The following is a 17,814-nucleotide window of genomic DNA, read 5'->3' on the forward strand; positions in this document are numbered from 1 at the left end:
GGCGCTTCCAGGCACAGGACCAGGTGGTTCTCGCTACCGCGCAGGGAAAAGCCGGACTTCGTCGTCATCCGGATGGTCGGGTGCACGCCCGAGTTGAACACCTTGGACACCCGGACGGCCTTGCCGTCCTTGTCCAGGACCTCGAAGTCGGCGTCCGCCTCGCTGTCGGCGGGCAGGTTCACCACGTCGGCGATGCGCGGGCTCGACCCGTCCGCGAGCCTGATCCTCGTGTCCCCGACGACGCAGTACCGGCTCGCCGCCGGGCCGTCGTCCGGGCTGCCGAAATTGCCGTGGCCGTCGATGAGCGGGGCGTTCATCGAGAAGTCCTGCGCCAGGCGGACCATCGCGTCGTAGATCGCCGTGTCACCGTGGGGGTGGTAGCGGCCCATCACGTCACCGACGACGCGGGACGACTTCACGTACGCGTGGTTCGGCCGGTAGCCCGCTTCGTTCATCGAGAACAGGATCCGGCGGTGCACCGGCTTGAGGCCGTCCCGCGCGTCGGGCAGTGCGCGGGAGTGGATGACCGAGTACGCGTACTCCAGGTACGAGTCCTCGATCTCGGTCTTCACCGGGTTTTCGAAGACCTGCGCGCCCGCCTGGTCGAAGGCGGCCGGGTCGACCCTGGTCGTGGGGGTTTTGCGCCGTGCCATGGCTGCTGCTTCTCCTGGTGCTTCAGATGTCGATGGCGGCCTGGTCCACCCGGCCGGAGGACTCGATCAGCCAGTTGCGCCGCGGCTCCACCTTCTCGCCCATCAGCAGGTCGAGCGCCGCCTCGGCGGCGTCTGCGTCGTCGAGGGTGATGCGGCGGACCGACCGCGTCGCGGGGTTCATCGTGGTCTCCCACAGCTCGTCGGCGTCCATCTCGCCGAGACCCTTGAACCGGGGAACCGGCGTGACGATCTGCTTGCCCGCCCGCTCCAGCTCGGCGACCTTCTGCTCCATCTCGCGCTGCGTGAAGGTGAAGTGGGTCTCGGGGTTGCGGCCCTTCGTGGTGATCTTGTGCAGCGGCGGCATCGCGGCGTACAGCCTGCCGTCCTCGATCACCGGCCGCATGTACCGCGCGAACAGCGTGATCAGCAGCGTCCGGATGTGCGAGCCGTCGACGTCCGCGTCCGCCATCAGGATCACGCGCCCGTACCGCATCTGCGACAGGTCGAACGTGCGCCCGGTGCCCGCGCCCAGCACCTGCACGATGGACGCGATCTCGGCGTTCTTCAGCGTGTCGCCCAGCGACGCCTTCTGCACGTTGAGGATCTTGCCCCGCAACGGCAGCAGCGCCTGGTACTCCGACACGCGCGCCATGCGGGCGCTGTTGTGCACGAAGACCCCCGCGTCGAGGGCGAAGTTGTGGTAGCCGTCCACGGTCAGGTCGTAGACGTCGGCTGTCTCGTCGAGCGCCTCCACCGAAACAACCCGGTGGTTGACCATGGCGGCAGCCTCGCGCAGGGCCTCCAGGTCACCGCCACAACTCGCGGGCAGCCGGTCGAACCGCAGGCCGGTCCGAGCTGTGCGCAGCCTGTGGGTCTCGTAGGCGTTCGCCAGTTCGGCGTCCGGCACACCGGGCATCACGGTGGCCAGCCGCTTGAGCGCGGCGACCCGGCGCCCCTCGTTCTGCTGCGCCACCCGTTCTTCTCGTGGCACCGTCGCCACGTAGCGGGCCCGACCCTCCTGGGCCTTCGCCAGGTGGCCGTTCTCGGGGTCCGCCATCCGCAGCTTCATCCGCAGGGAATGCTGCTCGCCGAACTCAGGGTGGTTCCGGTGCCAGGCCAGCACCGCCGCCCGCTGCCGCTCGCGTTCGGCGGGATCCGAGAACTGCTCGGCGGTCTTGCGCGAACACCACTCGAGCAGGTCCTCGTCCTGCCACTGCTGCTCGGCGCGCTCGCTCCATCCGGCTCGCCGCCCGGGCTTCGCGAAGAAGATCCGCACGCGTTCCGCGGCCGCCGCCCGGTGTTCCGGGTGCGCCCAGTAGGCCGCCTGCTGATCACGCATGCGTTCGGCGTACGTGGCTCGCTCGTCGTCGCCGAGCGAGTCGTACCAGTCCTGGAACCCCTGCTCGAAGCGTTCCCGGAACGCGGGGTCGGCATTGCGCTCGGCGAGCCGGCGCAGGCATGCGGCGCGGAAGTCCGGATCCTCCCACTGCGCCGACAGCGCGGCGGACTTGAACTCCTGCCCCGCACTGCTGCTCAGCCACGCGCGGTAACCCTCGTGCACGTGCGGGCCCCTCATCGAGGCGTGCAGCGCGGCGTGGTCCTCCCAGGTCATCCGCCGGAGGTTGCGCGGGTCGTTGTTCCGCTTGTCAACGTCGACGTGGTGCCGGACGTTGCCGTTGTCCGCGCTGTCGAGACCGTGCCGCAGGTTGTGGGCGTCCGCGAGGTAGTGCGTGTAGACCCATTCCGCGCGGTCGTTCATCCACACCCGCTCGTACCCGTCGAGCTTGTCACCCGCGGACTTCGCCGAGACCGAGCGGTACAGCGGCATCAGCGAATCCCCGGCGACCAGCTCGTCGGCACGGCGGTAGGAGCCGTCCCTCAGCCGGAAGAGGTGGTCCGGCGTGCACCGCACCGACTCGCCGTTGTCCAGCGTCACCCGGACCAGCGGGGCGTCGCGCTTGGTCAGCCTCGGCGCGACCAGTGGGACCACCACGACCCGGCCCGCCTTGTTGGTGGCATATCCGAAGTGGCTGATACCACGGTCCCAATCCGCCGCCAGGTCGGCGAACGACCTGCTCTTCCCGGAGGCGAGCGCGACTTTCGTGTCCCCGGTGAAGCAGCCCAGCGCGCTGTCCCCCTCCACGAGGAACAGCTCGCTGCGCGAGACGCCCGTCGTGCGGCAGTCGACGAGCTTCGGCGGCATCGAGGCGCCTTCGAGCGCCGTCTTCCGGCGCGCGGCGTCCTTCTGCAGCTTCTGCGTCAGCCGCACGCGCGCGGCGTCGACCACCTTCTGCAGCACGACCTTGGCCTCGGCCTTGGTCTTGCGGTCCTCCGTCCAGGCCTTCAGCTGCTTCTCCACGATGCCCTGGATCACGCGCGTGATCCCGGCCGTGGACAGCTCGTCCTTGGTCTGGGAGGTGAACTGCGGCTCCGGGATGCGCACGTGGATCACGGCCGTCATGCCCTCGAGCACGTCGTCGACCGTCGGCAGGTCCTCCTTGGGCTTGAGCAGCCCGCGGGTCTTGGAAATGGCCTCCTGCAACGCTTTCAGCGCACCGCGGTCGAACCCGCGGCGGTGGGTGCCGCCGTGCACGTTGCGGATCGTGTTGGTGAAGCACTCCACCGTGCGCTCGTAGCCGGTGCTCCACCGCAGCGCCACCTCGACCTCGGCGCGACGCTCCACATTGGACTTCATCACGCCGTTCTCGTCGGCGGCGTTCTCCTTGTACGTGCCCTCACCGGTGATCATGAGGGTGCCCGAGACCGGCTTGTCCCCGCCCGGCGTCAGGAAGTCGACCATGTCGCGCAGGCCGTTGGGGTAGGAGAAGGTCTCCTCGCTGATCGAGCCCTCGGTCGCGTCCCGCAGCACGTACGTGACGCCGGGCACGAGGAACGCGGTGTTGCGCAGCTTGGTGCGCACGGCCTCGACGTCGAGCTTCGCACCGCTCTCGAAGTAGCGGGCGTCGTACCAGTAGCGGATCGAGGTGCCGGTGCGCTCGCCGCGCTTCATCTTCCCGGCCACGCGCAGGCCCGGCTGCGGCGTGAACTTCGCCTTCGGCCCCGGCCCGTCGAACACCCCGGGCGTGCCGTGCGCGAACGACATCTCGTGCACCTTGCCCGCGTTCTTGACCGTGACGTCGAAGCGGTGGGACAGCGCGTTGACCGCCGACGCGCCGACCCCGTGCAGGCCGCCGGACGTCTTGTAGCCGGAGCCGCCGAACTTGCCGCCCGCGTGCAGCCGCGTCAGCACCAGCTCGACGCCGGAAAGGCCCGACTTGGCGTGCTTGTCCGTGGGGATGCCGCGGCCGTCGTCGTCGACCTGGACGCTGCCGTCGGCGTGCAGGGTGACCACGACGCGGGTGGCGTGACCGGCGACACCCTCGTCGGTCGAGTTGTCCACGATCTCGGTGAGGAGGTGGTTGATCCCGCGGCTGTCGGTGGACCCGATGTACATGCCGGGCCGCTTCCGGACGGCTTCCAGGCCCTCGAGGTGCGTGAGGTCGTCGGCTCCGTACAGGGGCTCAGCAGAGGCGGTCACAGGGTGTTTCTCCCAGGTCGTGGCGGATTGCGGTGTCGGCAGGCGACCCACGGTAGGACAGGGTATCCGACCCTGCCGACAAAACCGTGTTCCTTCCGGCACGTGCCGTACCCTCGGCACGTGAGGAAGCGGCCCGAAGCACCGTTGCCGCAGCGCAACGGACTGGACCCCGCCCGGATGAAACTGCCGGCAGAGGGGTCGTGGGCGACCATCCGCGACCACCTGGTCGAACGCATCCCCCGGCTGCCGCCGGGCCGGCTGGACGAGATGCTCGCCGAGGGCCGGATCGTGGGGCTGGACGGCCCGATCACCCGCGAAACACCGTTCAAGGCGGGCGCGTACGTCTGGTTCCACCGCGACCTGCCGGACGAGGTGCCGGTGCCGTTCGAGATCGCGGTCCTGCACCACGACGAGCACCTCGTCGTGGTGGACAAACCGCACTTCCTCGCCACGATCCCGCGCGGGCAGCACGTGCTGGAGACCGCGCTCGTGCGGCTGCGCCGCGACCTGGGCCTGCCCGAGCTGAGCCCCGCGCACCGGCTGGACCGCGTCACCGCGGGGCTGCTGATGTTCGTCACCCGGCGCGAGCACCGCGGCGCGTACCAGACGTTGTTCCGCGACCGCCGGGTCCGCAAGGAGTACGAGGCGATCGCGCCGTACGACCCGTCGGTGGAGCTGCCGGCGACGGTGGTCAGCCGGATCGTCAAGGAGCGCGGAAGGGTTACGGCGGAAGAGGTTCCGGGCCCGCCGAACGCCGAGACGTACGTGGAGCTGCTGGAGCACGCCGGCGGCCTCGGCCGCTACCGGCTGGTGCCGGCGACGGGGCGTACCCACCAGCTGCGGGTGCACCTGAACCGGCTGGGCATCCCGATCCTGGGCGACCGGTTCTACCCGGTGCTGCGGGAAACCCCGTTGCACGACTTCAGCAGGCCGCTGCAGCTGCTGGCGAAGACGCTGGAGTTCCGCGATCCGCTGACCGGCGAGGACCGCCGGTTCGAAAGCCGCCGGACGTTGCAGGCGTGGGATTCCTACACCGAATGGGAATCTTCGTAGTCTTCCGCAATTTTTGTTTTTGTGCTATACTCCGGAATTGTTCGGCTAGCTTGGCCGCATGATTCCTCCTACCGCTTTCACCGCCGCGGCCGCCCGTGCCGCCCACCTCGTCGTCGACGGCGAGCCGCGCCTGTTCGCCGACCCCGCCGCGGAGGTCCTGCTGGGCGAGCACGCGGCGGAACTCCTGCGCTACCACCGGGAACACGGCGAGCACCCCGTCCTGCGCAGCGCCCGCGTGCAGACGACCGTGCGCAGCCGGTTCACCGAGGACAGGCTCGCCGCCTCCGGTCTGGCGCAGTACGTGCTGCTGGGCGCGGGCCTCGATTCCTTCGCGCACCGGAATTCGCTGGGGGTGCGGGTGTTCGAGGTGGACCGGCCGGGGGCGCAGGAGTGGAAACGGGGCCGCCTGCCGGGCGAAGTGACGTACGTGCCGGTGGACTTCGAGTCCGACGACCTGCCGTCGGCCCTGCGCAAGGCCGGGTTCTCGATGGACGAGCCCGCTTTCGTCGCCTGGCTGGGAGTCACGATGTACCTCTCGGCGACGGCGATCGACCGAACACTGGCGGCGTTGGGCGAGCTGGCGCGGGGTTCGCAGCTGACCGCGGACTACCTCGTGCCCCCGGAACTGCGCGCCCCGGAAGCACAGGCCTATGTGGACGCGGTGGCCGCGATGACGGCCGAACGTGGTGAGCCTTGGCGCACGTGCCTGTCCCCGCAGCGGATGGCGGAACTGCTGGCGGCCCACGGGTTTCGTGTGCTCACCGACGCGAGTCAGCGCGAGGGGGTCGATCCGGCCTTGTGGCAGCGGGAGGACGGCCTGACCCCCGGCTCGCTGTCGCGCCTGGTGCACGCCGAGCTTCGATGAGGAAGATCCTCATGAGGAATGGTGCAGCACACGCAACATCGCGTTCGGGTCGATGTTCCCCGGCTCCGGTTCGACGCACGCGGAAAGCCCGGCGAGCAGCGCTTCCTCGTCGAGACCGGTGCCGATCAACACCAGCGAAGTGCGTGGTTCGCCCGGCCACTCCGAACGCTCGAAACGCAGGTAACGCCCCACCGTGTGCAGCGTGTACCGCTCGGGCACGCCGAAGTGGACCGTGCCCTTCGCGCGGTACAGCCCCTCCGGCCGCTCGTCGAGAAAACGCAGGAACCGCCGCGGGTGCAGCACTTCCGGCGTGTCGAACGCGACCGTCTGGTACTCGGCGTGCAGGTGCCCGTCGTGGTCGAGGAGTTCGTCGAACGACAACTGCTCCACCGCGGGCTTGGGGCGCTCCACGGGATCGAGCAGCAACGCGAGGTCGATGCGGCCGTGCGTCACGGGCAGCACCGGGCGGCCACCGCTCAGTTTCCCCACCAGCACACGCAGTTCCTCGGCCCGCTCGGGCGAGACGCGGTCGACCTTGTTCAGCACCACCAGATCCGCGAACGCCAGGTGCCGGTCCAGCTCCGGGTGCCGCTCCCGCGTGGACTCGAACTCGGCGGCGTCCACGACCTCGACCAGGCCGCCGTACTCGATGCCCTCGTGCGTGGCGGACAACACCAACTGCACCAGTTCACGCGGCTCCGCCAGACCGCTGGCCTCGATGACGATCAGGTCCAGGTCCGCCTGCGTCAGCCGCTCCAGCATCCGGTCCAGCCCGCTCGCGTCCACCGCGCAGCACAGGCAGCCGTTGCCGAGGGAAACCGACGCGTCCACCTGGCCCGCGACGGTCAGCGCGTCCACGTTGATCGCGCCGAAGTCGTTGACCAGCACGCCGATCCGCACGCCGCGGTCGTTGTGCAGCAGGTGGTTGAGCAGTGTGGTCTTGCCCACGCCCAGAAAACCCGCGAGCACGAGGACGGGAACGCGCGAATGCATAATCTTCACCATAGTGGGTAGTAGGGGGCGTTTCACCAACAGCGGCAGGGGGCATACTGCGGATCGTGCAAAATGGAAAGCTGCAGCTCGAAGACGTGACCATCGCGGACCGGCAGGTGGTCCGCAGAGCGGTCGGCGCGGCGGCCGTCGGCAACATCACAGAGTGGTACGACTTCGGGGTCTACGGATATCTCGCGACGACGATCACCCACGTCTTCTTCTCGGGCCTGCCGTCCACCATGGGCACGATCGCCACCTTCGGCCTGTTCGCGGTCTCGTTCCTGATCCGCCCGTTCGGCAGCCTGTTCTTCGGCCCGCTCGGTGACCGGATCGGCCGCAAGCGCGTGCTGTCGCTGACCGTCATCCTGATGGCCGCCGGCACGTTCGTGATCGGGGTCGTGCCGAGCTACGCCTCGATCGGCATCGCCGCGCCGCTGCTGGTGCTGCTGGCGCGCCTGCTGCAGGGCGTGTCGACCGGTGGCGAGTACGGCAACGCGATGACGTTCATCGCCGAGTACGCCCCCGACAAGCGCCGCGGGTTCCTCGGCAGCTGGCTGGAGTTCGGGACGCTGACCGGCTACGCGTTCGGCGCGACGATCGCCACCGTGCTGACCGCGGTGCTCACGCCGGACCAGCTGCTGTCGTGGGGCTGGCGCATCCCGTTCCTGATCGCGCTGCCGCTCGGCGCGGTCGGCCTGTACCTGCGGCTCAAGCTGGAGGAGACGCCGGCGTTCGCGGAGCTGATGGCGCAGACGAAGAAGGCGAACCAGCCGCAGAAGTCCGAGTTCCGCAGCGTGTTCGTCGACCACTGGCCCGCGATGCTGCTGTGCGCCGGGCTCGTGCTGGCCTGGAATGTGACGAACTACATGCTCACCAGCTACGTCCCCACCTACCTGACCGACACGCTGCCCAGCCGCGGCCACACGGGCACCGGCGAGACCGCGTCGCAGGTGCTGCAGATCGTGGTGCTGGTCGTGCTGATGCTCGTGATCACGTTCCTCGGCCGCCTGTCGGACCGCGTCGGGCGCAGGCGGGTGGTGCTCGGCGGCTGCGTCGCGCTGGTGGTGCTGTCGCTGCCGTCGGTGCTCCTGCTGCGCGCCGGCGGGGACGTGCGGACGCTGCTGGGGCTGCTGATCATGGGGCTGACGCTGATCTGCTTCTCCGCGGTGCTGCCCTCGACGCTGCCCGCCATGTTCCCGACCCACGTCAGGGCGGGTGGGCTGTCGATCGCGTTCAACATCTCGGTGTCGCTGTTCGGCGGGACCACCTCGACGGTGATGAGCGCGCTCGTCGCGGGCACCGGCGACCTGAACTGGCCCGCCTACTACCTGATGGGCGCCGGGGTCATCGGCGCGATCAGCATCCTGCTCACCCGCGAGACCGCGCGGCGCCCGCTCGACGGGTCCGCACCCATCGTGGAAACCAGGCAGGAAGCCAGGGAACTGGTGGACGCCGACCGCTGAAGGGCCTCAGAGCGCCAGTGACTGGGTGCCGAGCACGACGGCCAGCTCGAGCCGGTCGGCGTCCTCGGTGCCCGGTTCGGCGGTGTAGACGGTGACGCGCAGGTCGTCGCGGGCGACGAGCAGCATGTCGCAGTCGAGGGTGATCAGGCCGGCCTCCGGGTGCCGGATGGTCTTGCGCCGCGACGTGTCGGCCGGTGGCGGTGGGGCGTCGGCGTCCCACAGCTCGGCGAAGCGCGGGCTGCCGGACAAGTCGGCGACGAGGCGCCGCAGGGCGTGGTCGGCCGGGTAGCGCGAGGCCGTCAGGCGCAGGTCGGCGACGAGCTGGGCTTCGTAATCGGCCTGCTCCTGCGCCGTGTGCACGACCCGCGAGGGCAGGCGGGCCACGTTGCGCCAGACGGCGTTGCGTTCCAGGCCGCGCCAGGCCGTCGTGTCACCCATCAGCGCGTTGTAGGGCGCGTTGGCGAGCACGAGCGTCCAGCTCGCGTCGTACACGACGACCGGCGTGTGCGACAGGCGGTCGAGCAGCCGCTGCACGCTCGGCGGAACCCGCGACGGCACGACGTCCGCACCCGGTGCGGCGTGCCCCGCCAGCCGGTGGAGCAGGTCGCGTTCGGTGTCCGACAGGCGCAGGGCGCGGGCCAGCGCCTCCACCACCTGCGCCGACGGGGCTGTCGCGCGCCCCTGCTCCAGGCGGGTCAGGTAGTCGGCCGAGATGCCGGCGAGCCCGGCGAGTTCTTCCCGGCGCAGACCGCTCGCCCGGCGCCGGGGGCCCACCGGCACGCCGACGGCCTCGGGCGCCACGCGGTCACGCCAGCGGCGCACCGTCCGGCCGAACTCCCACGCTTCCACGTGTCCCAGTCTCCGCCCCGCGCGCGGTTTTGTCGTGGCCCTGGCAGTCCTACGACAACGGGACGACTGCCTGCGGCACGGCCGTCCTCGCAGGCTGGGGGCATGACCGAACCAGGAACCGTGTTGATCACCGGCCCCACCCGCAACCTGGGGCGCCACGCCGCGCTGGCGATGGCCGAGCGCAAACCTGACCTGCTGCTCGTCGGCCGCCCCGGACGCGACCTCACCGCAGTCGCCGAGGAGGCCCGTGCGCGGGGCGCCGGCGTCCGCGAGATCGGCTGCGACCTGTCGAGCCTCGCCGACGTCCGTGCCGCCGCGGCGACCGTGCGCGACCTGCTCGCCAGCGGTGCCGTGCGACCACTGCGCGCACTGGTCGCCAACGCGGGCATGAGCACGGGCGACACCCGGCACGCCTCCGCCGACGGCTACGAGCTGACCTTCGCCGTCAACTACCTCGCCCACGCCCAGCTCATCGGCGACCTGCTCGGCTCGTTCACCGCCCCCGCGCGGATCGTGCTGCTCGGCTCGAACACCTACCACGCGAACTTCTGGCGCAAGCTGATGAAGGTGCCCGAAGCCCAGTGGGCCGACCCCGTCGAACTCGCCCGCCCGGCCGCCGGCGCGCCCGGCGTCGCCTACTCGAACGCGAAACTCGCGGTCCTGTACTACGCCCACGAACTGCAGCGGCGCGTCGGCGACGGGATCAACGTGGCCGTGTTCGAACCGGGCTTCATGCCGGGGACCGCGCTGGGCCGCAACGCTCCCCCGGCGTTGCAGGCGATGGGCCGTGCGATGGGCCGGATCCCCGGCGTGTCCACGCCACAACGCTCGGGACCGCTGCTGGCCGCGGTGGCCCTCGACGAGAAGTGGGCACACCTGCGCGACGGCGCTTTCGTGGTCAAGACCAAAGTGACCGATGTGCACCCGATGGCCCAGGACCGCGACAGGGAGCGCCGGCTGTGGGAGGCCACGGCTGAGCTGCTGGCACGTTCGGGCGCGCGGGGTTAGTTTCCGCGTGTGGAGTTGCGCCAGTTGGAGTGCTTCGTCGCCGTCGTGGAGGAGTCCAGCTTCACGCGCGCGGCGGCCCGGCTGCACGTCGGCAGCGGATTCCACCGCGAGCACCGGTTCGCCGGGGCTCATCACCGAGTTGACCGAGGGCGGCTCAACCTCGATTCCCGGCCCGCCCCCGGCGGCGCGAAGCGACGTGGCGATCGCCGAGCTGACCAGTAGGTCCTTTGTGGACTCCCCGTCCGGGCGTTCGCCGCCGCCGGGTCGCCTACTTCACCACCGACGGCGGTTCTGAGGGCTCCTACGGGAAGCGGTCACTTCCCGCTGCCCGGCTCGGACATCTTGCGAGCCAGCTTGGTGTTCAAGGTGTCCGGGCTGTGCTGCGCGACGGTGGACTGGACCTTGTTCCGCGCACCGGTGACGACGTGGTCCTTGCCCGCCATCAGCGCCTCGTAGCCCTCCTTCGCGACCTCGGCGGCGTCGTCCTTCGGGCCGGTGGCGATGCGGGTGTCCTCCATGCCCGCGCGCGTGAAGAACTCCGTGTCGGTCGGGCCGGGCATGAGCGCGGTCACGGTGACGCCGGTGTCCTTCAGCTCCTCCCGCAGCGCCTGCGCGAACGAGCCCACGAACGCCTTCGACGCGTGGTAGACCGACTGGAACGGGCCCGGCAGGCTCGCCGCGATCGAGGACGTGAACAACACGCGCCCGCCGCCCTGTTCGACCATGCGCGGCAGCAGGAGCTTCGCGAGGTGGACGGTGGAGCGCACGTTGAGGTCCACGATGGTCAGCTGGTCCTCCAGGCTCCCGCCGTCGGTGAAGGACCCGCCGACGCCGACACCGGCGTTCAAGGCCAGCGCCTGCACCGGCCTGCCGCCGAGGTGCCCGGCGAGTTCCTCGACGCCCTCCGGTTTCGCGAGGTCCACGCGCACGGCCTCCACCCGGGCGCCCAGTTTCGCCACCTCCTCCCGCGCGCCGTCGAGTTCGGGGTTCTCGGCGGCGATGACGAGGTCGAACCCGTGCTGGGCGAACTGCTTCGCCAGCTCCAGCCCGATCCCGGTGGAGGCTCCTGTCACGACTGCCAGTGGTTTGCTCGTGGTGTCCGTCATAGCGGCAGGGGTACCCGGCCCCGACGGGCCAAACGCGGAGGGGATATCCGCTCACCGCTCGTGACGATCCGCGCGGCCTGTGCTGACTGTCCGTGTTTTTACCCGGGGTTCTCGCTGGTCGCCCGATCCCGGCGGGGAATCGCTGTGCGCGATCGGGGATGGGCCTTACACTGGAACGTGAGCGAGCGGGAAACCGCTTTCTCACCGGGCCCGCCCAGCGCCCAACCTCCCCCCTCGGGGCGCTGTGGCGCAGAGTGGTCCCTGGCGGGCTCCCCTGCCCCGCCGGGGGCCACCCCCTCCCTCCCGTGCGGACGGGGAACGCGATGTCCAATTCGGACTCGCGGCGCTGGAGCCGCACATTCCGCAGTGGACGGTCGGCCCCGGGGACGCACCGCGCAACCCGGCCCTGTCCCGGCGAGCCCGCGCGGTGGCTGGCGGAGCTGCTGACCGTGGACGGTTCACGCCGTTCCCGAAGACCAGCGGCTCGAAGGGGCTCCAGCTCTACTGCGCGATCCGCAGCCGCCGCCCGGAGGCGACGGCGGAGCACGCGCCGTCGCTCGCCGAGCGGCCGAGCACCGGAGCGCGTCGTCGCGGGGACCTCGGCGACCTGTTCGCCGCACTGCCCGAGACGCAGGCGCCCCTGCCCCGGCGGCGGCGAGAAAGCGCTTTCCCGGAGGCCTCCCTACCGCAGCGCCTCCGCGCCCGCGCGACAGCCTGCCGGACCTCGGCCACCCGTTCGCCGCACTACCCGAGACGCAACCCCGCCCTGTCCCGGCGGTGGCGAGAAAGCGCTTCCCCGACGCCCCGCTATCGCAGCGCCTCCGGGGCCGCGACGCACCCCGCCGTCGTCAGCTCCAGGTTCGCCAGCGACGCGGCGTGCGTGGTCTCGTCCGCGGCCGTCACGCAATCGCTCACGACGTGGACCGTGAAACCGAGGTCGGTGGCGTGACGTGCGGTCTGCTCGACGGTCAGGTTGGTCGCCACTCCGGTGATCAGCAGCGTGTCCACCCCCTGCGCGCGCAGGGACTCCGCGAGCCCGTTGCCGGCGAGCCCGGACAGCTTCTGGTTGTCCACCACCGCGCTCGCCAGCCCCGCCATCTCCGGGATCAGCTGCGCACCGGGCGCGCCGGGCCGGAACGCCTCCTGCGCCTCCCCCACGGCCCGCATGAACCCCGTGTTGCGCACCAGCTGCCCCTCCCCCTCGGGCACGGTGAAGCGGGTGAACACGACCGGCACCCCGGCCTCGCGCGCCGCGCGGTGGAACCGGACCGCCCTGCCGACCACCCCGCTGCGCGCGACCGGCTCGCCGAGCAGGCCGCCGAAGAAGCCGTCCGGGGAGATGACGTTGACCTGCCAGTGCAGTGCCAGCACCGCGCGCGACCGTTCTGCCATGCCCCGATTTTGGCACGACCGGCGGCACGCGGAAAAGAAGCCACCTTCGCGACCATTTCGGAAACTGCTTTCACATTGCGCCGTACGGCGGCGGTGACACGGCCATCAGGACGTATGGGAAAACGAATTCTCCGAGAGCACCCCAAGTATTCGGGATAGCGCTTTCCGTGGTCAACACCTGCCCAGGTAGGACAGTTAGTTGATCACTCGTCACGCACCGGGGCGAAGCCGGGTAAACCGAATATTTCGATTTACCGAGGAGGGGTTTGTACACTTGACAAGATCGGCCCGGTGCGGTTGTCTCCTACGCGCTTCGCTGCACCTGAGGGCACTCTTTCGAATCGAGCGGCACCGAATATGGAACGAACCGCGGCCTGGCCACCGGGTGGCTGGAGTCTCCGGACCAAGATCTCCGTCGTCCTGCTGCTGCCGGTCGTCGTCGCGTTGACGCTCGCCGGCACGCGGATCCAGGGCGAGCTGGACCAGGCCAGCAGGCTGTCCGCGGTCCGCGACCAGCTGCCGGTCGTGCAGGGCGTCGCCGACCTCGGCGACCTGGTGGACCAGGAGATGGTGGCCACCGCGGCCGCCAGCCCCGGCACCACCCCGACCGCCGAGATCGACGCGGTCGACTCGAAGGTCACCGCCGTCCAGCGCGACGCCGACTTCGCGCACCTGCCGGCCGGAACCGGCCGCGCGCTCAACACGGCGCTCGGCAGGCTGTCGGGCCTGCGCACGGCGAACGCGGGTGGCGACCCGGTGGGCACCACCGCCGGGTACCGCGACATCGTCTACGCGCTCGCCGACATCGTGCCGTCGATCATCGAGGGCGCGGGCAACACCGACCTCAACGGCACCGCCGACACCGCCCGCGCGCTGGTCCAGCTGCGCACGACGCTCGCGGTGCAGGAGGCGCTGCTGCGCTCGATCCGGCCCGGCTCGGCCGACCAGGCGGTGCTCGCGGCCGCGGCGCAGGCATCGGCCGAGGAGTCGGTCATCCGCGGGCAGGTCCAGCGGACGCTCAACCCGGCCCAGCTGAGCCGGTTCACGGCCGCGACGACGTCGGCCACCGACCGCCGCGCGCTGCTGCAGTCGTCGCTCGCGACCGAACGGCGGGCCGAGCTGAGCGGGCTGCTGCTGCCGATCGCGACCGAGAGCGCCGGGCTGGGCGACCTGGTCACCGAGACCTTCGCCATCCTCACCGACACGATCACCACGCAGACCGAGGACAGCCGCTCCGCCGCGCTGCGGGACGCCGCGCTCGTGATGGGTGCGCTGCTCGCCGCGCTCGCCGTGGCACTGCTGATGGCGCGTTCGCTGCTGTCGCCGATGCGGCGGCTGCACGCGGCGGCGCTGTCGGCCGCGCACGAGCAGCTGCCCGAGACGATCGAGCGGGTGCACCGCGGCGAGGAGGTGTCGTGGCAGTCGGTCGAGCCGGTGGGCATCAAGACCGGCGAGGAGATCGGCCAGCTGGCGCACGCCTTCGACGACATGCACCGCCAGGCGGTCCGGCTCGCCGGTGAGCAGGCGGAGCTGCGCAAGCAGGTCAGCGAGATGTTCATGACGCTCGCGCGGCGCAGCCAGTCGATGGTGGAGCTGCAGCTGACGGTGTTGGAAGGCCTGGAGTCCCAGGAACGGGACCCGCAGCGGCTCGACGAGCTGTTCCGGCTCGACCACCTCGCCACGCGCCTGCGCCGCAACGGCGAGAACCTGCAGGTCCTCGCGGGCGGTACGCCGGCCCGCCGGGACACCGGGCCGGTGTCGATGGTGGAACTGTTGCGCGGCGCCACTTCCGAGGTCAAGGACTACCGCCGGGTCTCGCTCGTCAACGTGCCCAACGGCGCCGTGCGGTCGGAGGCGGCCGCCGACGTCGTGCACATCCTGGCCGAGCTGCTGGAGAACGCGACGCGGTTCTCCCCGCCCGAGGAGAAGGTGTACCTGACCGCGGACCGCGGCAGCGACGGCGGTCTGCTCGTCGAGGTCGTGGACAACGGGCTGGGCATGACGCCGGAGGACCTCGACGCGGCGAACCAGCGGCTCGGCTCCAGCGACACGGTGAGCCCGGAAACGGCCCGGCGGATGGGTCTGTTCGTGGTGGGACGGCTCGCCGCGCGGCACGGCGTGACCGTGCGCCTGCGGCCCACGATGACGGTCGCGGGGCGCACCGGCGTCACCGCGAGCGTGCACCTGCCCGGCGAGCTGATCATCGCCGACGGCACGCCGGCGAGGACCCCCGTCGCCGTCGCCGCGGTCAACGGCCACTCCTACTCCGCGCCGCCGCCCCCTCCCCCGCAGCCGCCCGCCCGCACGCCGATCTTCGAGCGGGTCGTGTCGAACTGGTTCAGCGAGCACACCCCCGACGACCAGGCCGAACAGGCACCGGCGGCCCGCAACTGGGTCACCCCCAGCGACGAGGCCCGCCGCGCGGCGGAACGCGCCGTCCAGCAACCCGCGACGGCCGTGCTCAGCCCCGCCGGCCTGCCCACCCGCAGACCCGGCGCGCAGCTCGCCCCCGGCGCCGCGCAACCCCGCCGCGGCGGCGCGGCGAAACCCGCGGACTTCCGCGACCCCGCCGCCGTCCGGAACAACCTGTCCAGGCACTACAACGGATTGCGGGCGGCGCGCCTGCGCACCGCGAACGAGGAGAGATCGTGACCCACTCACCCACCGCACCGTCCACCGGCTGGCTGGTCTCCGCGTTCACCGAGGAGGTCGCCGGCGTCGCCCACGCCGCGCTCGTCTCCGCCGACGGGCTGCTCGTGGCGGCCTCGCAGAGCCTGCCCCGCGACCGGGCCGACCAGCTGTCGGCGATCGCGTCCGGGCTCTCCAGCCTCGCGCTGGGCACCGCCGAGCTGTTCACCGCGGGCCGCGTCGTGCAGTCGGTGATCGAGATGGAGGAGGGGTTCCTGCTGCTCATGAGCGTCGGGGACGGCTCCAACCTCGTGGTGCTGGCCAGCCCCGGCTGCGACATCGGGCTCGTCGGGTACGAGATGACGCTGCTCGTCGACCGGGTGGGCAAGATGGTCGACACACCGTTACGGCAGGCCGGACCGTGAGTGATCAGGGCAGGCCGGGGCCGTCGCTGGCCCGGCCGTACGCCTGGACCGAGGGCCGCACCCGGCCCGCGGTCGAACTGGCCATCGAGGCGTTGGTCCAGACCACTCCGGAGGGTCAGTCGGTGCCGTTCAACCGGGCCAGCCCGCTGTCGGTGGTGACCCAGCTGTGCCTGCAACCTCGGTCGATGGCCGAGATCGCGGCGTACATGTCCGTGCCCCTGCAGGTGGTCCGGGTGCTCGTTGCCGACCTGCTCGCGTCGGGCTGGGTCATCGTGCGGGACACTCTGTCCGAGCACGCAACCTGGGACGAGCGACACGACCTGCTGGAAAGGGTCCTCAGTGGACTACGCACACTCTGACCGCGCGCAGGGCATCACCTCCGCGAAGATCATCGTCGCCGGCGGCTTCGGCGCGGGCAAGACCACGTTCGTCGGGGCACTGTCGGAGATCGTGCCCCTGCGCACCGAGGCGGTGATGACCGCCGCGTCGGCGGGCATCGACGAGCTGACCGCCGTGCCGGAGAAGGCCACCACCACCGTCGCCATGGACTTCGGCCGGATCACCCTCGCCGACGACCTCGTGCTGTACCTGTTCGGCACGCCGGGCCAGCACCGGTTCTGGTTCATGTGGGACGACCTCGTGCGCGGCGCCATCGGCGCGGTGGTGCTCGTGGACACCCGGCGGCTGGCGGACAGCTTCCCCGCGATCGACTTCTTCGAGTCGCGCGGGCTGCCGTTCATCGTGGCGGTCAACGAGTTCGACGGCCTGCGCAGGCACTCGCTGGAGGACGTCCGCGACGCGCTCGCCGTCGGCCCCGGCGTCCCCGTGATCACCTGCGACGCCCGCTCGGCCGACTCGACGAAACAGGCGCTGATCACGGCCACCGAACACGCGATGACCAGGCTCACCGCGGCGACCTGATCCCGGAGGATCCACAATGGACATGGGCCACGTGCACTACTTCGTCATGGGCGACTGGCTGTTGTTCCTCGCCTACCTTACGTCGGTGGTGGGCTGCACGATCGGCCTGGCGTGCACGCTGCACGCCCGGTACGCGCTCGACACGCGGGCCCGGATGGCCTGGCTGGCGCTGGCGTCCCTGTCCATCGGTGGAGTCGGCATCTGGCTCATGCACTTCGTCGCCATGCTCGGGTTCGCCACCCCCGGCATGCCGGTGCGCTACGACCTGTTCCGCACGGTGCTGTCCGCGGTGCTCGCGGTGGTCTCCGTGTTCGCCGGGCTGCTGGTGTTCGGGGTGCGGCCGCGGTTCGCGTGGTGGCGGCTGATCGTGGGCGGGGTGCTCACCGGCCTGGCCGTGAACCTCATGCACTACTCGGGCATGTGGGCGCTGGAGATCAAGGGCACGATCAGCTACGACGCGTGGCTGGTGGTGCTGTCCGTGGTCATCGCGGTCGTCGCGGCGACGGCGGCGCTGTGGTTCACCGTCGCCGTCGACAAGCCCCTGCACCGGCTCGCCGCGGGGCTCGTCGCGGGCGTGGCCGTGACGGGGATGCACTACACCGGCATGGCCGCGATGCGGGTGCACCTGGACATGTCCGCGCCGGACCCGTCCGGCGTCGAGGTGTTCTCGTTCCTGTTCCCGGTGTTCGTGCTGGCGGCGCTGGTGCTCGCGGTGCCGATCTGCGCCGTGCTCATGGCGCCGGCGCCCGGTTCGCGCCGTCCCGCGCCGCCGAAGGTCGGCCAGCCGGTCTGACCGGCACCTGCGAAGACTGCCCGACGTACCCGGAAAGCGTGTCCGTTGAGGCACTTCCGGCCCGCCGGGTGAACCGGCTCCAGCCGGGTCCCGTCCCATCGTCGGTGAACGCTGCCCGAGGACGAGC

At 70.9% G+C, this 17,814-nt stretch carries 14 protein-coding genes and 2 pseudogenes; 10 read left to right on the forward strand and 6 right to left on the reverse strand.

The features are described 5' to 3' along the window. Window positions 1-26: 26 nt before the first annotated feature. Window positions 27-653 (reverse strand): annotated as a pseudogene (locus ABFX51_RS39790) (DNA gyrase subunit A); the annotation flags it as partial. Window positions 654-675: 22 nt separating this feature from the next. After that, window positions 676-4,191, reverse strand: coding sequence for an ATP-binding protein (locus ABFX51_RS39805; RefSeq protein ID WP_091508579.1), 3,516 nt, complete (start codon window positions 4,189-4,191; stop codon window positions 676-678). Window positions 4,192-4,368: 177 nt separating this feature from the next. On the opposite strand from ABFX51_RS39805, the gene ABFX51_RS38145 reads away from it, so the two are divergent. Next, window positions 4,369-5,244, forward strand: coding sequence for an RluA family pseudouridine synthase (locus ABFX51_RS38145; RefSeq protein WP_425425825.1), 876 nt, complete (start codon window positions 4,369-4,371; stop codon window positions 5,242-5,244). A 58-nt stretch (window positions 5,245-5,302) separates the two neighbouring features. Next, window positions 5,303-6,109 carry a class I SAM-dependent methyltransferase gene (locus ABFX51_RS38150; RefSeq protein ID WP_091508584.1) on the forward strand — a complete coding sequence of 269 codons (807 nt, stop codon included), beginning with the start codon at window positions 5,303-5,305 and terminating at the stop codon, window positions 6,107-6,109. 9 nt (window positions 6,110-6,118) lie between these two features. Here ABFX51_RS38150 and ABFX51_RS38155 read toward each other — a convergent pair whose 3' ends face one another. After that, window positions 6,119-7,102, reverse strand: a complete 984-nt coding sequence (locus tag ABFX51_RS38155; RefSeq protein WP_218153479.1) for a CobW family GTP-binding protein — start codon at window positions 7,100-7,102, stop codon at window positions 6,119-6,121. Between the two features lie 65 nt (window positions 7,103-7,167). Here ABFX51_RS38155 and ABFX51_RS38160 point away from each other — a divergent pair, with 65 nt between their 5' ends. Further along, window positions 7,168-8,565 (forward strand): MFS transporter, encoded by a 1,398-nt coding sequence (locus ABFX51_RS38160; protein WP_245783102.1) that lies wholly within the window; start codon window positions 7,168-7,170, stop codon window positions 8,563-8,565. A gap of 6 nt (window positions 8,566-8,571) precedes the next feature. On the opposite strand, the gene ABFX51_RS38165 is transcribed toward ABFX51_RS38160, so the two are convergent. After that, the gene (locus ABFX51_RS38165; protein ID WP_346056730.1) at window positions 8,572-9,414 is read right to left on the reverse strand and encodes a helix-turn-helix transcriptional regulator; all 843 of its coding nucleotides are present in this window, start codon (window positions 9,412-9,414) and stop codon (window positions 8,572-8,574) included. 102 nt (window positions 9,415-9,516) lie between these two features. Between ABFX51_RS38165 and ABFX51_RS38170 the strand changes: the two genes are divergently transcribed. Both ABFX51_RS38170 and ABFX51_RS38175 read left to right on the forward strand, forming a co-directional pair. Next, window positions 9,517-10,422 (forward strand): SDR family NAD(P)-dependent oxidoreductase, encoded by a 906-nt coding sequence (locus ABFX51_RS38170; RefSeq protein WP_346056731.1) that lies wholly within the window; start codon window positions 9,517-9,519, stop codon window positions 10,420-10,422. Window positions 10,423-10,431: 9 nt separating this feature from the next. Beyond that, a pseudogene (locus tag ABFX51_RS38175) lies at window positions 10,432-10,512 on the forward strand (LysR family transcriptional regulator); the annotation flags it as partial. Between the two features lie 224 nt (window positions 10,513-10,736). Here the strand turns inward: ABFX51_RS38175 and ABFX51_RS38180 are convergent. After that, the gene (locus ABFX51_RS38180) at window positions 10,737-11,528 is read right to left on the reverse strand and encodes an SDR family NAD(P)-dependent oxidoreductase (RefSeq protein ID WP_346056732.1); all 792 of its coding nucleotides are present in this window, start codon (window positions 11,526-11,528) and stop codon (window positions 10,737-10,739) included. Between the two features lie 807 nt (window positions 11,529-12,335). After that, window positions 12,336-12,920: a cysteine hydrolase family protein gene (locus tag ABFX51_RS38185; protein ID WP_346056733.1), complete on the reverse strand. Its 585-nt coding sequence runs from the start codon at window positions 12,918-12,920 to the stop codon at window positions 12,336-12,338. Between the two features lie 357 nt (window positions 12,921-13,277). Here ABFX51_RS38185 and ABFX51_RS38190 point away from each other — a divergent pair, with 357 nt between their 5' ends. The 5 genes from ABFX51_RS38190 to ABFX51_RS38210 are packed head-to-tail and all read left to right on the forward strand — an operon-like array spanning window position 13,278 to window position 17,687. Then, a complete protein-coding gene (locus ABFX51_RS38190; RefSeq protein WP_346056734.1) occupies window positions 13,278-15,572 on the forward strand; it encodes a sensor histidine kinase in 2,295 nt (764 codons plus the stop codon). Beyond that, complete coding sequence (locus tag ABFX51_RS38195) at window positions 15,569-15,973, forward strand: roadblock/LC7 domain-containing protein (RefSeq protein WP_091508602.1); 405 nt, start codon at window positions 15,569-15,571, stop codon at window positions 15,971-15,973. The genes ABFX51_RS38190 and ABFX51_RS38195 overlap by 4 nt, the downstream gene beginning before the upstream one ends. Further along, window positions 15,970-16,332, forward strand: coding sequence for a DUF742 domain-containing protein (locus tag ABFX51_RS38200; protein WP_091508605.1), 363 nt, complete (start codon window positions 15,970-15,972; stop codon window positions 16,330-16,332). Before ABFX51_RS38195 ends, ABFX51_RS38200 begins: the two co-directional genes overlap by 4 nt. Next, window positions 16,313-16,894, forward strand: coding sequence for a GTP-binding protein (locus tag ABFX51_RS38205; protein ID WP_091508607.1), 582 nt, complete (start codon window positions 16,313-16,315; stop codon window positions 16,892-16,894). The genes ABFX51_RS38200 and ABFX51_RS38205 overlap by 20 nt, the downstream gene beginning before the upstream one ends. Window positions 16,895-16,916: 22 nt before the next feature. Then, window positions 16,917-17,687 (forward strand): MHYT domain-containing protein, encoded by a 771-nt coding sequence (locus ABFX51_RS38210; protein WP_091508892.1) that lies wholly within the window; start codon window positions 16,917-16,919, stop codon window positions 17,685-17,687. Window positions 17,688-17,814 lie beyond the last annotated feature (127 nt).

The sequence above is a fragment of the Amycolatopsis dongchuanensis genome (assembly GCF_039542405.1).
Lineage (GTDB): Bacteria > Actinomycetota > Actinomycetes > Mycobacteriales > Pseudonocardiaceae > Amycolatopsis_E > Amycolatopsis_E sacchari.